The following is a 14,892-nucleotide window of genomic DNA, read 5'->3' on the forward strand; positions in this document are numbered from 1 at the left end:
AGATTTTTTTGGAGAAATTGAAAGCAAATAAAAACGAAAAAAAGCGCAAAAATGTACTACTTGAAAAATGTATTTATAATGTGATTTGTATAGATAATAGCACCCTCATTATTTAGATGTCCACAAGATGCAAAATAACGATCATCTGTAACCGTATTTTCAAAATTATTTATTTCTGGATATTGTTTTTTTACGTTGTCAAAATAATCTAATCCTTTTGTGTTTTTACACATAGGTGTCATCACTACAATTAAATTGATATTATTTTGCTTACAGATTTTCTTAATTTCTTCGTAATATTTATTTCGGATCACTTTTAATGTTGAAATATCATTTTTCATACTTCCTTTTTTATCTGAGATTAAGGGGTAATATCCTTTATTATATAGTGTATTTGTTGGTTTTTCAGCAAGTACTTCATATACTTCTCTAAAACCAATTTTAGCATCAAATTTTATATATCTGTAAAAAGGCACATAATATAGTTGCTTAAAATCTATCTCGTTTTTATAATGTTCTTTAATAATAGAATTCGTATGAATATAAGGCATAAAACGCGCTGTTGTTCCTTCGTCTCTTTTTTCATTACAAATACTTAAATCCGCTTCCAGAATTAGATTCTTAATTTGAAATTTATTTGCCATCATTAGTTTTAACAACAATGACGTTTCAAATAAATGCGAACCGCTAATACCATAATTAAAGGATTTTAGTCCTTTCTTTTCAAACAAATCAGTTACAAAATGATTATTGGCTCGAGAAGTTCCCAAAATAACTACATCATATTTTTTACCAAATGAATGCAGCACGTTTTCTACTTTATTTCTTTCTGATGATTGAGAAATTATTGTTGTAAAAATCACATCTAATAACAATGAAGCTACAAAAAGTATAAATACAAAAAGAACTGTAAGTTTAAAAAAACGTTTCATTAAAACTGAAAATAAATAAATTCTTTATAATCTGAGAAAACTCCTAATGCTAAAATGGCTAAAATGCAAAACAATAATTTTATATTTTCAAATTTACCAGAAATAGGCTCTATTTTGTATTTGTTAAACCATTCAAATAATACAAAAGCACCAATTAACCATAACAATTCTGGAGCATAACGAGCATTATTTAAATATTGACTATCAAAATTTAAATTCGTAAACATGTTTTTTATGTACAAAATAGCGACGGAAATGGATTTTGCTCTAAAAAATATCCAAGCAAAAGTGGACATTGAAAAAGTTATAAGTATTTGTAAAATCGTTTTTACTCCTTCAAAATTCCATTTAAAATGAATGTCTTCTAAGTTATTTCTGTTTTTATTTAGCAATAGTAACGGCAAAAAGTAGATGGCATTTAGTAAACCCCATACGATAAATGTCCAATTAGCACCGTGCCAAAAACCACTTACTAAAAAGATAATAAACGTATTACGCACCTGCATCCATTTCACACCTTTGCTTCCGCCTAAAGGAATGTATAAATAATCTCTAAACCAAGAAGATAATGAAATGTGCCAACGTCGCCAAAACTCGGCGATATCTCTTGAAAAATATGGGAAATTAAAATTTTTCAATAAATCAATTCCAAATAACTTTGAGGTTCCTAAAGCAATATCTGAATATCCTGAAAAATCGCCATAAATTTGAAAAGCAAAATAAATCGCACCTAATAATAAGGACAACGAATTCATTTGTTCTTGATGGTTAAATACTTCATTAGCGTACAAGGCACAAGAATCCGCTATGACTACTTTTTTTACTAATCCCCAAATAATTTGATGGACGCCTACTTTGGCTTTTTCGAAATTAAATTCTCTTTTTACTTTTACTTGCGGCAATAAGTGTGTAGCTCTTTCAATAGGTCCTGCAACTAATAAAGGAAAGTAACTTACGAAAAGCGAATAGTCGATGAAATTTGTTTCGGCTTTTATACGTTTGTAATAAATATCAATCACGTATGATAAGCCGTGAAAGGTATAAAACGAAATTCCGACAGGTAAAATTACTTTAATCAACAACGGATTTACTTGAAATCCGAAGCCATTTAGTAATTCGGTGAATGAAGTGGCAAAAAAATTGTAATATTTAAAAACGCCAAGAAACCCTAAATTGATTATAATACTTAACCAAAACCAGAATTTGCTTTCTTTAACTGATTTGCTTTTTTCTATTTGAATACCTGAAAAATAATCTAAAAGAGTAGAAAAGACTAATAAAAAAAGGAAACGCCAATCCCAACAAGCGTAAAAATAATAACTTGCAATAATTAATAAACTATTTTGCCACGATTTATTTTTATTGAAAACAAACCAATATAAAATAAAAATTATTGGTAAAAAAATAGCAAAATGAAGGGAATTAAAAAACATAATTTATGAACCAATTGCTTGATAAGTGAATCCAATTTTTTCCAATTCTGCTTTGTTTAATACATTTCTTCCATCAAAAACAAAAGCAGGTTTTAGCATATTGTCATATATTTTTTGCCAATCGTAGGTTTTAAACTCATCCCATTCTGTTAAGATAGCAATAGCGTGCGCGTTATTACATGCATCGTAGCCATTATTTTCTACTGAGATGTATTTTTTATTTTCTTCAGCTGAACGAGATTCTAAATAATTTAAATCCGAAAGAATTTGATTTTCTTCAACTTTTGGATCAAAAACAGCAATATTTGCACGTTCACTAATTAAATCATTTGCTACATAAATAGAAGCAGATTCACGAGTGTCGTTTGTGTCTTTTTTGAAAGCCCAACCTAAAAAAGCGATTTTTTTACCCGAAACGGTATTGTATAACGTATTAATAATATTTTTTGAAAAACGACGCTTTTGATGGTCATTCATAATGATTACTTGTTCCCAATAATCGGCAACTTCATTTAATCCATATGATTTAGCGATATATACTAAGTTTAAAATGTCTTTCTGAAAACAAGAACCGCCAAAACCTACTGATGATTTTAGAAATTTTGAACCAATTCTACTGTCTAAACCAATGGCTTTTGCTACTTCATTTACATCGGCACCTGTTTTCTCACACAATTCACTCATTGCATTAATAGAAGAAACGCGTTGCGCTAAGAAAGCATTTGCTGTTAATTTTGACAATTCAGAAGACCAAACATTTGTCGTTAAAATAAGCTCTTTGTTTACCCAATTTGCATACACCTCAACCAGTTTACGAATAGCATCTTGACCTTCAACTGTAGTATCTCCACCAATTAATACTCTATCTGGAGCAAACAAATCTTCAATTGCTGTGCCTTCTGCTAAAAACTCAGGATTCGATAAAATTTGAAAATTTACACCGTTTCCTGTATTGTCTAAAATATCTTTTATTGCCTGAGCCGTTCGTACCGGTAAAGTTGATTTTTCAACAACTATTTTATCTGTTTTAGCTACACGAGCAATTTGTCTGGCACATAATTCGATATATTTTAAATCTGCTGCCATACCTTTTCCTACACCATACGTTTTTGTGGGTGTATTTACTGATATAAAAATTAAATCCGCCTCATCAATGGCTTGATCAACTTCGGTTGAAAAAAATAAATTTCTTCCTCTTGCTTCTTTTACTACAGCATCTAATCCAGGTTCATAAATAGGTAATAAACTTACGTCTTCATTATTCCAAGCGTTAATTCTATCTTGATTTAAATCTACAACCGTTACTTTAATATGTGGACATTTTTGAGCAATAACCGCCATAGTTGGACCTCCAACATAACCTGCACCAATACAACAAATATTTTTAATCATCTTATACCTTACTTTATCTTTACTGTTTTTTTTTACTTGAAAGAAATCTTAAATAGATTTCATTGAACTCTCAAAAGGAATTCTTTGCAATAAACTTCTTCCTAATGTAACTTCATCTGCGTATTCTAATTCGTCACCAACAGAAATACCTCTTGCAATTGTTGACACATTTATTGAAAATGGTTTAATTTGCTTAAAGATATAAAAATTTGTAGTATCACCTTCCATAGTGGAGCTCAACGCAAAAATTATTTCTGAAACTTTTTGTTGCTTCACTTTTTCTACCAAAGAATTAATATTTAATTGGCTTGGAGAAACACCTTCAATAGGAGATATTTTACCACCTAAAACATGATAAATGCCTTTATACATTCTAGTATTTTCAATTGCCATAACGTCTCTAACATCTTCAACCACGCAAATTATCGAATAGTCTCTTGAAGGATTATTGCAAATTTCACAAACGGCAAAATCAGAAATATTATGACAATTTTGACAATAAATAATCTCATTTCGCATTTTAGTTACTGCATCTGTTAATAAAAGTGTTCGTTCTGCTGGTTGTTTTAGCAAGTGCAACACCAATCGCATAGCTGTTCGTTTACCAATACCAGGCAACATTGCTACTTCATTAACTGCATTTTCCAATAATTTTGACGAGAATTCCATTCTGCAAATATATTAAAAAGAAAAAACCTATTTACATAAATATAAATAGGTTTTTTACGTTTTTATTTTGTGCTAATTTAAAATTTGTGCAGAAATAATAGCTTGTTTTCCTTCTTTACCAAAAATTTCTTTATGAGCAGGCTGAAACATAGATGTAACAACAACACAATGGTCTGCATCTAATTCTTTCAATAAAACTTCTAAGAAAAACTCTTTCGTTTTTTCCACTATAATATTTCCTGAATAGAAAAAGTAATTTTGCCCAGCATTTTCAAATTCCCCATTTTGTAAATTCTTTACACCTTCTGCCCCATCTTTTTTCATTTCCTCCATCAAAACACTATATTTTTTTGGAACAATCATGCCAACTAAAGCGGCCTTAGGATCTTCAGAAAAATAAGCATTACCTTCGCTTTTGGCATATAAGGATTTATTAAAATCCATAAAAATAACAACTGCAGGTGCCAGTTTTTCTTTACTTTCTAATTTTTGACCAAATGCAGAACTGCATACCATAAAAAAAGTTAAAAAGCTTACGAACTTTCTTGTAAATAAATTTTTCATCTTAATTATTTTTTTTCAAATTTAAACAAATATGCCACTAATATACATTATTCTGTTATTTTTGTAAAAAAAAATTATGCAACCAATTACAATTCTACTATTTTTTGTTTCGTATTTCATTGTTTTGTTTGGAATTTCCTATTTCATGAACAAAAAATCCGGCAGTAGCAACGATACTTTTTTTAAAGCAAATAGTAAATCACCTTGGTATTTAGTAGCTTTTGGTATGATTGGAACAGCGCTTTCAGGTGTTACTTTTATTTCAGTTCCTGGCGCTGTAGAAGCCAATCAGTTTGCATACTTTCAATTTATTTTAGGTAATGCAATTGGTTTTATTATTGTAGCTACCGTATTATTACCATTATATTACAAACTTAATTTAACATCAATTTACACATATATAGAACAACGATTGGGCTATTTTAGTTATAAAACCGCTTCTTTTATATTTTTATTAAGCAGAACAATTGGTTCTGCCTTTAGATTGTATTTAGTGGTTTTAGTGTTACAAAATTTTGTTTTTAACACCTATGGCATCCCATTTTGGGCGACTGTTTTGATAAGTTTAGGACTAATTTTTGCGTATACTTATAAAGGCGGATTGAAAACAATTATTATTACAGATACTTTACAAACTGTATTTTTAGTAAGTTCTGTGTTTTTTACTATATATTTTGTTTGTGACAGTTTAGATTTTGGATTTAGTGAAGCCATTACAAAAATTAATGATTCAAAATATTCTAAAATTTTCTTTTTTGAAGATTTTATAGGTTCAGGGCAACATTTTGTAAAACAAATTTTAGGTGGGATTTTTGTTACCATCGCAATGGTGGGATTAGATCAAGATTTAATGCAGAAAAATTTAAGCTGTAAGAATATCAAAGAAGCGCAAAAAAATATGTTTACGTTTACAGGAATTTTTATAATCATTAATTTATTTTTCTTGAGTGTGGGAGCACTATTGTACTTATTCGCAACAAAAAACAACATCCCAGTACCGGTGTTAGATGGTGCAGTAAGAACAGATTTATTATTTCCTGAAATAGCATTCAATCATTTTGCTTTAGTACCAGCAGTTGTGTTTTTATTAGGATTAACCGCTGCTACTTTTGCAACAACAGATTCCGCTTTAACTGCATTAACTACTTCATTTTGTATTGATTTTTTAGGAATGGAGAAAAAAGAGGAAACAAAAAACACGGTAAAAACAAGACATCTTGTGCATATTGGATTTTCATTGGCAATATTTTTGGTGATTTTAATTTTTAATTCATTAACCAATCAATCAGTTGTAAAACTAATATTCAAAGTTGCGTCGTACACATACGGACCGCTTTTAGGTTTATTTGCTTTTGGAATTTTAGTTAAAAACCGTTCTGTAAAAGACAAATTGGTGCCTTTTATTTGTTTGTTATCGCCAGCTATAACTTTTTTAATTAGTATGAATTCTGGAATTGATGCGGAATCTCCAAAATTAATCCCGTATGCATTTGCAGAAGAATTAATTATTGTTAACGGATTAATTACTTTTATTGGATTATACTTAATAAGTAAAAAAAGTGTTTGAGTTGTTCTTTAAGATTTTCATTTACAACTTTTGACTTTCGACTAATATTGATTTGTAGCCAATAAAACCAACGTACAAGCCACTTCAATTTCAATATTATTTTGTTTTAAGATTTCATAAAATTCTGGATTTTCAGTACCTGAATTAAATAATACACGTCTTGGTTTTAATGAAATAATATAGTCGTAATAGTCTTCTTGATTCTTTGGATTCAAATATAACGTAACGGTATCAATTCCCGTAAATGGAAATTTAGTTGTCTCAATTTTAACATCTAAAGCCATACCTTCTTTGGTTCCGATTGCTACAACTTGATGGGTTTTATTAATTAAACTTTGTATCGCTTTGTAAGCATATCTTTCTTTATTTGTGGTAGCGCCTAAAACTAATGTTTTCATTTTATTGAGATTTTATTCACACTAAATTACAAAATGTTTTTTAATTTACATTTAAATAATTGTATTATAAATTCTATCTTTGAATAACACAATATATTTGCAAAAAAACTATGGACATTTTTATTTATTTATTTGCCGCCTTATTTTCGGTTTTAAATCCAATTGGAACCGTGCCTATTTTTGTTGGATTAACACAAGGCTATTCCGCTTCGGAACGATCTAAAACGTCATTAATTACATCAATTAATGTATTTGTTATTTTACTTATTTCGTTTTTTGTAGGTCAATATGTATTGTCTTTTTTCGGAATTACCATTACGGCATTACGAATTGCAGGTGGAATTATTATAGCCAGTTCGGGATTTTCATTATTAAATGGAAACTTTAGTAAGAATAAAGGAATTAATAAAAAGGTTCAGAAAGAAGTAGAAACTCGCCAAAATATTGCGCTTACTCCTTTAGCAATGCCTATGCTTGCTGGCCCTGGATCTATTTCGCTATTAATTGCCTATTATCAAGAATTAACAGAATCTGACGCTTCTATAACCACTTCGGAAATATTATTTTCTTGTTTAGCTATTTTAGCTGTAGCCATTTTAATTTATTTAATATTACGAAGTGCACATTATTTAGCAAAAATATTAGGTTCATCAGGAATTGTTGCCATATCCAGAATTATTGGATTTTTAACCATTGCTATCGGAATTCAATATATAATAAGTGCCGTTTTAAGTATTATTAGAGGAATTTAAATTTAGAAAATTCCAAAAAAAAACCAAATTCCAATTAAATTTAACTGGAATTTGGTTTATACAAAATTAAAAGCTTGTGTTATTCTACTTTCGGTAAGAAAACCTCAGCCATCATACAACGAGCGCTTCCACCACCGCACGCTTCAATAACATCTAAACTTGCGTGTAAAATTTCACAATGTTTTTCGATTTTATCAATTTGTGCTTTTGTTAAACTTTGATAAGCGGAATTGCTCATTACTAAATAACGTTTATCAGCCGCACCACGAACTTGTAACATATTTCCTGCAAAATTATTTACTTGTTCTTCTGTGATTAAAATAATTTCTTTACCGTCCGCTTTAAGGTTTTCTAAAACCATTTTGCGTTCTTTTTTATCATCTATACAATCGGCACAAATTACGGCAAACGTTTCCGCAATACACATCATTACATTGGTATGATATATCGCTTTTCTTTCGCCATTAACAGTTTGGAAGGCTTCAAAAATAATGGGAGACATATCAAAATCTTCACAAAATTCGATAAATAATTCTTCGTCAGCTCTTGGCGAAAGTGCGCAATATGCTTTATTAAATTCTCTGTCTAAAATTAAACTTCCGGTTCCTTCTAAATATACATTATCCTCTTCTGCAGAAGAATAATCCATAATTTCAGTTATTTCAAAACCTTTGTCTTCCAAAACATCCAATATATCTTCTCTACGTTCTAATCTTCTGTTTTCGGCAAACATTGGATATAAAACTACATCACCTGTTTCGTGAAAAGAAATCCAGTTGTTTGGAAAAATACTATCTGGTGTATCAGGTTCTTTTTTATCTTGAATTACAATTACTTGTACGCCTACACTTTTTAATTTTTCAACATAGGCATCAAATTCCTGCACTGCTTTAAAATTTACCGTTTCTGGAGTTAAATCATCTAAAACTTTTTGATAATAATTGTTTACAGCTGTTTGTTCGTTCATACGAAACGCCACGGGACGAATCATTAATATGGTGTTGGTAGTTTGTTTCATTTTATTTTGTTTAAAGTTTCAGGTTTCAGGTATTATTACGTGAAACTTGAAACAAATTAATTTAATCTCTAATTAATGGTAAAGTAGAACATCTTAGCAGTCCTTCTTGTTTTGAAATTTCGGCATAAGGAATTTCTTCTACTGTAAAACCGTTTTGGCGTAACCAAGTATTTAATCTTGTGAAATTTTTCTCAGATACAATTACATCTGGAGCTATTGAAAAAATATTTGAGTTCATATGATACATTTCCTCTCTTTCGATATGAAACAAATTATCTTTACCAAACAAATTTACAAGAAACATATAATCCGCTTCTTCACGAAAACCGCTTTTGTAAATTATTCCTTTATTTGTTCCGATTGGCTGAAAACAACAGTCTAAATGTAACGCATTATCCCTCGGTTCAATTTTAGATTTTACCAAATCGAAAGCTTTAACTATTTTATTTGGAAACAAATTTTGAATGTAAGCTACTCCTTCCATATTTGTTCTTGCCGTAATGTAATCTTTATAATCTGAACCTTTATAAGTACCAATAAAAATGTAGTCATTCCAAGGCATTACATCGCCACCTTCTATATGAACATTTTCTGGTGGACGAACCACTTTATTTGGATCTATTTTATCTATTATGTATTGAATGGCATCTAATTCTCGTTCTCTATCTGGTAAAATATTCGCTTTAATAAAAATGTCATCAATAACAAAACCAATATCTCTTGAAAAAATTTGGTTATAATTTTCAATAATTTCTGGTCGATAAACTTCTACATCATATTTTTGAAAAACAGCATTAAAAGCTTCCATTTCAGTAACCATATCTGCTTCAATTGGATAGGTTCCTGCTTTTATGTGCTCTAATGATTTTGGATCATAAGCTTCTTCAACTGAAGGTGTTGGTCCATTACTTATAGCAGTTCCAAGTACTACAGTCCGTAATCTTGAGGTTTCGTTTTTTACATTTAATGATAACATAAAACTGTTTTTTACAAATATAGAAAATTGATAACGATTGAGAAAGAGAGAACTTTGGTTTTATTGTAAAAGTTTGAATACGAATTCAAAACAATTTTACAATTTGTTAAAATAATATTTTGTGTATTGATTTCCAATTACTTATCTTTGAACAAACTTAAAACTAAATTATTATGGGATTATTAAATTTTTTTAGCTCATTATTTGGAAAAGCTAAACAAACTGAAGAAAATACAACTGTAAAAAAATCAGAAATCGCTGAACCAAAATTGGAAAAAGCTTCTGAAGTAATTGAAGAAAAGCCAATAGTTAAAAAAGTTCCTGTTAAAAAAGCTGCCGTTAAAAAAGCACCTGCAAAAAAAGTAGCAGCGAAAGATAAAGTTGAAAAAACAACTGAGAAAACATCAATAAAAGCAGCTCCAAAGAAAGCTCCAGCTAAAAAAGCTCCAGCAAAAAAGACAACAACAAAAGATGCTACTCCTAAAAAAACGACTACAAAAAAAGAGTAACCTTTTATATACATACAAAAAAGCTTCAGAAAATTCTGAAGCTTTTTTTTTAAATTTAATAGTATAATTAATTTGAAATGACCTCAACTTCTGCATTAGGTTGAAATAAGAATAATCTTCCTGAGCTTATTTCTAAACATTCGTATCGTTTTACACGTAAAGCAATTTTTTTAAAAACTTTTCCATTTTTAATACGAAAGGTACTACCAAACGGAATTTCAAAAATATAATTATGCTCTGTATTTCTTTCATCAAATTGCTTTAAAGCTAATGACAAAGTAGCATCCGTATCTGAACTTGCTTTGGGATTTCTGAAATGTCTTGCCATTAAAGGCAATATTTGATGAGGAAAAATTTCTGGACGAATAAACGGAATCATTAAATGCTGAAACGTAATTTTCCATTCCGTTCCATGAGGTAAAATGTTTCTACCATATTTTTCAAAGGCAACCAAATGAGCAATTTCATGAATTAACGTCATTAAAAATCGGTATTTATTCAAATTGGCATTGACCGTGATTTGATGAAACCCGTCTGGATGTCTACGATAATCGCCGTGACGCGTATTTCGTTCATTTACTATTTTCAAATGCACGTGATTTTGCTTAATCAATTCGAAAACGGGTGCTACAGCATGTTCTGGTAAATATTTTTGTAAAACGTTTGACATTTAATTGGTATCGCTATTTTTACTATTTAAAAGTGCTTTTGCATTAGAAGCCGTAATTACTTTTTTTCCTGTTTTTGCTTCTAATTCTTTCCTTGCTACATTTGCTACATTTCCACCTTGAGCAGCTACGATTTTGTTTTCTTCAAAAGTTTCAGGATTTACAGACTGTGAAATATCTTTTACTGAAGCTTCTGCTAACATGTTTAAAATTAACTCCGTATTTGTCATATTGTCTCTAAGATTTTCTTTCTTTAGTCCTTTTAATATTTTATATTCTTTTGTAGTTTTATTTGACCAAGATTTAGAAATAATATCTGTTAAAATAGCGAATTGTTGTCCTTCTTTTACCCCTCTATTTTTCCATTCATCTGTTAATTCTTTACGGATTTCAATACTTTTTAAGCGTTGATTTATCCAGTTTTCTGAATAGCCCAATTGAAGATATTGCTCTAAAGCCCTATCAATTGAAAGTTCTGGATCTTGCATTTCATCCAATCTTTCAGAAGCAATTTGAGCTAACCAAAGTTTAATAGGTTCAGCTTTTGGTGAAGGCACGGTTTGAATAATTCTAAAAAGTTGTTCTGTATCCGCTATATCAGTTTTATAAAATTTACCGTCTGATGATTGCATCTTCAGTTGTCCGATATTTTCGGACAACTGACTTCCTTCTTTTTCTAATTTCTTTTTTAAGTCACTCCAATATTTTCTTGGACGCTCACTTTCGGTTAAAACTTCTATTACATCAATAATAGAAATAAACCATTTTTCTTGTTCAGAATCCCAAACGGTTCTTACTTTTTTATCTTCAAATAATTGAATGGCGTTTAATTTAGTCATAGGTGTATAGTTTAATTTGAAATCATGTTACTACTTTTAAGGTGTTGAAGCACTTACCTGAAGTACTTTTCCATTATAATATTTATTTCCAGTTAAGGCAAAATTAAATATATAATCCGCCATTTCTTTGGCAGAAAGCGGTGCTTCATATCCTGGAAAAGCTTCTTGTAACATTTCTGTATTGACAGCGCCCAGGGCTAAAACATTAAATGCAATTTCACTTTCTTTGTATTCCTCAGCTAATAATTCTGATAGGGTAATAACGGCTCCTTTACTTGAACTGTAAGCAGAAAGTCCAGCGAATTTCATACTCCCTTGTATGCCTCCCATTGAACTTATAGTAACCACGTGGCTTCCTTTTCCCATAAAAGGAATGCAAATTTTAGTTAGTTCTGCGACAGCGAAAACATTTACTTTGTATATATGTTGAAATTCTAGTGAAGAAATTTCAGTGAAATTTTTATGAAGTAAACTCCCAGCATTATGAATTAACACATCCACTTTTTTCCAAGTTTTCGAAACAAAATTGTGTACTTGTTGCAATTGATTTTCATCTGAAATATCAATTGATAAACACGTAATGTTTTCGTGCTCCATTAAAACTTGAGGTGTTTTACGAGAAATAGCTAAAACTTGATGACCGGCATTAGCAAACTGTAAAGCCATTTCATAGCCAATTCCGCGAGAAGTTCCTGTAATTATTATATTTTTCAAAATAGTATTTGTTTTATGTAAATATAAAAAAAAATCCTGAAAAATAATTTTTCAGGATTTCATTATTATAAAATATTTTTTTATGCTAACATCGTAACTGGATTTTCCATAAACGCTTTAAACGTTTGTAAAAACTTAGCGCCTGTAGCTCCATCAACCGTTCTATGGTCGCAAGCTAAAGTTACAGTCATCGTATTACCAACTACAATTTGTCCTTTTTTAACCACTGGTTTTTCAACAATGGCTCCAACAGATAAAATGGCTGAATTGGGTTGATTGATAATTGAAGTAAATGATTGAATTCCAAACATTCCTAAGTTAGAAATGGTAAAAGTACTTCCCTCCATTTCAGCAGGTTGAATTTTCTTTGATTTTGCTTTTCCAGCTAAATCTTTTACACTTACACCAATTTGAGTTAAACTCATTTGATCTGTAAATTTTAATACCGGAACCATCAAGCCATCTTCAACAGCAACAGCTACGCCAATATTTACGTGATGATTAATTACCATTGCGTCTTCTCTCCATTGAGAATTTACTTGTGGATGTTTTTTCAATGCCATTGCAGAAGCCTTAATAACCATATCGTTAAATGATACTTTAGTTTCTGGCAAGCTATTAATTGTATTTCTTGAGGCAATCGCATTATCCATATCTAACTCAATTGTTAAATAATAATGTGGTGCTGTAAATTTAGATTCTGATAAACGTCTCGCAATGGTTTTACGCATTTGCGAATTTTTAATTTCTTCTTGAAACATTTCTCCTGCTGGAACGAAAGGCTTCACGGCTGAAACTGTATTAGTTGCATCTGTAACAGCTTGAACTGGAGTACTAACAGCAGATGGAGTAAAGTTTTCTACATCTGATTTTGTAATTCTTCCATTTTCACCTGTTCCTTTAACTTGAGATAAATTTACACCTTTGTCTGAAGCGATTTTTTTAGCTAAAGGCGATGCGAAAATTCTATCATTAGTATTAGGTGTTGGGTGTTGGGTATTTGGTGTTGGGTTTAAATCTTGCTTAACCTCTTCAACCTTTGGAGTTTCAACTGTTCCACCCACTGAATAGTTAGCAGCAATTCCTGAAACATCTGTTCCTGCTGGCCCTAATATTGCTAAAATTGTATCAACTGGAGCTGTACCACCTTCTTCTACACCTATATATAATAAAGTACCAGAATTGAAAGATTCAAATTCCATAGTAGCTTTATCCGTTTCAATCTCAGCCAAGATATCACCTTCTTTAATGGTATCGCCTACTTTTTTCAACCAAGTGGCTACAGTACCTGTAGTCATAGTATCAGACAAACGAGGCATCGTTACTACTTTTACACCAGCTGGAATTTCAGATGGCGTTGAAGCTGTTTTAGTTTCTGTTTTAACTTCTTCGGCAGCAGAAGCGGTAGTATTTCCATTTAATAAAGCAGAAATATCTTCACCTTGTTTTCCAACAATGGCCAATAATGAGTCTACCGGAGCAGATTCTCCTTCTTGAATACCTATATGTAATAAAATACCATCATAGAATGATTCAAATTCCATTGTGGCTTTATCGGTTTCAATTTCCGCTAAAATTTCACCTGTTTTTATTGTGTCTCCCACTTTTTTCAACCAAGTGGCTACCACGCCTTCTGTCATGGTATCACTTAAACGGGGCATTGTAATTACTGTTGCCATAATTTATAGTCTGTGAGGAATAAATGGATAATTTTCTTGTTCGTAAACCACATCATATAATTGTTGTGTTTCAGGGAATGGAGATTCTTCTGCGAATTTTTCACATTCAGCAACTAAATCATTTACTCTTTGATCTATTGTTTCAATTTCTGCCTCAGTAGCATACTTTTTTTCTTTAATAATATCTAAAACCTGAGTAATTGGATCAATTTTTTTGTATTCTTCTACTTCTTCTTTAGTTCTATAATGTTGTGCATCAGACATAGAATGTCCTCTGTATCTGTATGTTTTCATTTCTAAGAAAGTTGGCCCTTCTCCTCTTCTAGCACGTTCCATAGCTTCATGCATGGCTTCGGCTACTTTAACAGGATTCATTGCATCTACAGGTCCACAAGGCATTTCGTATCCTAAACCTAACTTCCAAATATCTGTATGATTGGCAGTTCTTTCTACTGAAGTTCCCATAGCATATCCGTTATTTTCACAAATAAAAACAACCGGGAGTTTCCACAACATTGCCATATTAAATGCTTCATGTAATGATCCTTGACGTGCTGCTCCATCTCCAAAATAAGTCAATGTTACACCACCTGTTTCGAAATATTTATCGGCGAAAGCCATACCTGCACCAACAGGAATTTGAGCACCAACAATTCCATGACCACCATAAAAACCGTGTTCTTTAGAAAAAATATGCATAGAACCACCCATACCTTTTGAAGTTCCGGTAACTTTTCCTAATAATTCTGCCATTACGGCTCTTGGATCTACACCCATACCAA

Annotated in this window: 16 protein-coding genes; 3 read left to right on the forward strand and 13 right to left on the reverse strand. The window is 30.9% G+C overall.

What is annotated here, in order from left to right; translation table 11 throughout:
- Window positions 1–56: 56 nt before the first annotated feature.
- The 5 genes from KA468_RS05480 to KA468_RS05500 all read right to left on the reverse strand — a co-directional run bounded on the left by KA468_RS05480 (window position 57) and on the right by KA468_RS05500 (window position 4,990).
- Window positions 57–932 carry a hypothetical protein gene (locus tag KA468_RS05480; protein ID WP_291241930.1) on the reverse strand — a complete coding sequence of 292 codons (876 nt, stop codon included), beginning with the start codon at window positions 930–932 and terminating at the stop codon, window positions 57–59.
- Window positions 932–2,365: an MBOAT family O-acyltransferase gene (locus tag KA468_RS05485; RefSeq protein ID WP_291241931.1), complete on the reverse strand. Its 1,434-nt coding sequence runs from the start codon at window positions 2,363–2,365 to the stop codon at window positions 932–934. Before KA468_RS05485 ends, KA468_RS05480 begins: the two co-directional genes overlap by 1 nt.
- Window positions 2,366–2,368: 3 nt before the next feature.
- Window positions 2,369–3,757 (reverse strand): UDP-glucose 6-dehydrogenase, encoded by a 1,389-nt coding sequence (locus tag KA468_RS05490; RefSeq protein ID WP_291241932.1) that lies wholly within the window; start codon window positions 3,755–3,757, stop codon window positions 2,369–2,371.
- A 48-nt stretch (window positions 3,758–3,805) separates the two neighbouring features.
- Complete coding sequence (recR, locus tag KA468_RS05495; protein ID WP_291241933.1) at window positions 3,806–4,426, reverse strand: recombination mediator RecR; 621 nt, start codon at window positions 4,424–4,426, stop codon at window positions 3,806–3,808.
- A gap of 72 nt (window positions 4,427–4,498) precedes the next feature.
- A complete protein-coding gene (locus KA468_RS05500; RefSeq protein WP_291241934.1) occupies window positions 4,499–4,990 on the reverse strand; it encodes a hypothetical protein in 492 nt (163 codons plus the stop codon).
- Between the two features lie 76 nt (window positions 4,991–5,066).
- Here KA468_RS05500 and KA468_RS05505 point away from each other — a divergent pair, with 76 nt between their 5' ends.
- Window positions 5,067–6,557 (forward strand): sodium:solute symporter, encoded by a 1,491-nt coding sequence (locus tag KA468_RS05505; protein ID WP_291241935.1) that lies wholly within the window; start codon window positions 5,067–5,069, stop codon window positions 6,555–6,557.
- Between the two features lie 41 nt (window positions 6,558–6,598).
- Here KA468_RS05505 and KA468_RS05510 read toward each other — a convergent pair whose 3' ends face one another.
- Window positions 6,599–6,955: a CoA-binding protein gene (locus KA468_RS05510; RefSeq protein WP_291241936.1), complete on the reverse strand. Its 357-nt coding sequence runs from the start codon at window positions 6,953–6,955 to the stop codon at window positions 6,599–6,601.
- A gap of 110 nt (window positions 6,956–7,065) precedes the next feature.
- Here KA468_RS05510 and KA468_RS05515 point away from each other — a divergent pair, with 110 nt between their 5' ends.
- On the forward strand, window positions 7,066–7,707 hold the full coding sequence (locus KA468_RS05515; RefSeq protein WP_291241937.1) for a MarC family NAAT transporter: 642 nt from the start codon (window positions 7,066–7,068) through the stop codon (window positions 7,705–7,707).
- A 79-nt stretch (window positions 7,708–7,786) separates the two neighbouring features.
- Here KA468_RS05515 and ctlX read toward each other — a convergent pair whose 3' ends face one another.
- Together ctlX and KA468_RS05525 are read right to left on the reverse strand one after the other, a co-directional pair.
- Window positions 7,787–8,725, reverse strand: coding sequence for a citrulline utilization hydrolase CtlX (ctlX, locus tag KA468_RS05520; RefSeq protein ID WP_291241938.1), 939 nt, complete (start codon window positions 8,723–8,725; stop codon window positions 7,787–7,789).
- Window positions 8,726–8,786: 61 nt separating this feature from the next.
- Complete coding sequence (locus KA468_RS05525) at window positions 8,787–9,701, reverse strand: dimethylarginine dimethylaminohydrolase family protein (protein WP_291241939.1); 915 nt, start codon at window positions 9,699–9,701, stop codon at window positions 8,787–8,789.
- 173 nt (window positions 9,702–9,874) lie between these two features.
- Between KA468_RS05525 and KA468_RS05530 the strand changes: the two genes are divergently transcribed.
- Window positions 9,875–10,210, forward strand: coding sequence for a hypothetical protein (locus tag KA468_RS05530; RefSeq protein ID WP_291241940.1), 336 nt, complete (start codon window positions 9,875–9,877; stop codon window positions 10,208–10,210).
- A gap of 67 nt (window positions 10,211–10,277) precedes the next feature.
- Here the strand turns inward: KA468_RS05530 and KA468_RS05535 are convergent, their stop codons facing one another.
- The 5 genes from KA468_RS05535 to KA468_RS05555 all read right to left on the reverse strand — a co-directional run.
- Entirely contained in the window at window positions 10,278–10,880 is a 603-nt protein-coding gene (locus KA468_RS05535) for a SprT-like domain-containing protein (RefSeq protein ID WP_291241941.1), read from the reverse strand.
- On the reverse strand, window positions 10,881–11,717 hold the full coding sequence (locus KA468_RS05540) for a BRO family protein (RefSeq protein WP_291241942.1): 837 nt from the start codon (window positions 11,715–11,717) through the stop codon (window positions 10,881–10,883).
- A gap of 36 nt (window positions 11,718–11,753) precedes the next feature.
- Window positions 11,754–12,431, reverse strand: a complete 678-nt coding sequence (locus tag KA468_RS05545; RefSeq protein WP_291241943.1) for an SDR family oxidoreductase — start codon at window positions 12,429–12,431, stop codon at window positions 11,754–11,756.
- 80 nt (window positions 12,432–12,511) lie between these two features.
- Entirely contained in the window at window positions 12,512–14,110 is a 1,599-nt protein-coding gene (locus KA468_RS05550) for a 2-oxo acid dehydrogenase subunit E2 (protein WP_291241944.1), read from the reverse strand.
- Window positions 14,111–14,113: 3 nt separating this feature from the next.
- The coding region (locus tag KA468_RS05555) for a thiamine pyrophosphate-dependent enzyme (RefSeq protein ID WP_291241945.1) at window positions 14,114–14,892 on the reverse strand (779 nt) is incomplete at its 5' end.

The organism is Flavobacterium sp., from assembly GCF_017985075.1.
In the GTDB taxonomy this organism is placed as follows: Bacteria; Bacteroidota; Bacteroidia; order Flavobacteriales; family Flavobacteriaceae; genus Flavobacterium.

Bases quoted from the DNA above. Each gene is read 5' to 3' on its own strand.
- KA468_RS05535 (WP_291241941.1), bottom strand. From the start codon at position 10,880: ATGTCAAACGTTTTACAAAAATATTTACCAGAACATGCTGTAGCACCC.
- KA468_RS05515 (WP_291241937.1), top strand. From the start codon at position 7,066: ATGGACATTTTTATTTATTTATTTGCCGCCTTATTTTCGGTTTTAAAT.
- KA468_RS05490 (WP_291241932.1), bottom strand. From the start codon at position 3,757: ATGATTAAAAATATTTGTTGTATTGGTGCAGGTTATGTTGGAGGTCCA.
- KA468_RS05480 (WP_291241930.1), bottom strand. From the start codon at position 932: ATGAAACGTTTTTTTAAACTTACAGTTCTTTTTGTATTTATACTTTTT.
- KA468_RS05540 (WP_291241942.1), bottom strand. From the start codon at position 11,717: ATGACTAAATTAAACGCCATTCAATTATTTGAAGATAAAAAAGTAAGA.
- KA468_RS05500 (WP_291241934.1), bottom strand. From the start codon at position 4,990: ATGAAAAATTTATTTACAAGAAAGTTCGTAAGCTTTTTAACTTTTTTT.
- KA468_RS05525 (WP_291241939.1), bottom strand. From the start codon at position 9,701: ATGTTATCATTAAATGTAAAAAACGAAACCTCAAGATTACGGACTGTA.
- ctlX (WP_291241938.1), bottom strand. From the start codon at position 8,725: ATGAAACAAACTACCAACACCATATTAATGATTCGTCCCGTGGCGTTT.
- KA468_RS05510 (WP_291241936.1), bottom strand. From the start codon at position 6,955: ATGAAAACATTAGTTTTAGGCGCTACCACAAATAAAGAAAGATATGCT.
- KA468_RS05505 (WP_291241935.1), top strand. From the start codon at position 5,067: ATGCAACCAATTACAATTCTACTATTTTTTGTTTCGTATTTCATTGTT.
- KA468_RS05550 (WP_291241944.1), bottom strand. From the start codon at position 14,110: ATGGCAACAGTAATTACAATGCCCCGTTTAAGTGATACCATGACAGAA.
- KA468_RS05530 (WP_291241940.1), top strand. From the start codon at position 9,875: ATGGGATTATTAAATTTTTTTAGCTCATTATTTGGAAAAGCTAAACAA.
- KA468_RS05485 (WP_291241931.1), bottom strand. From the start codon at position 2,365: ATGTTTTTTAATTCCCTTCATTTTGCTATTTTTTTACCAATAATTTTT.
- recR (WP_291241933.1), bottom strand. From the start codon at position 4,426: ATGGAATTCTCGTCAAAATTATTGGAAAATGCAGTTAATGAAGTAGCA.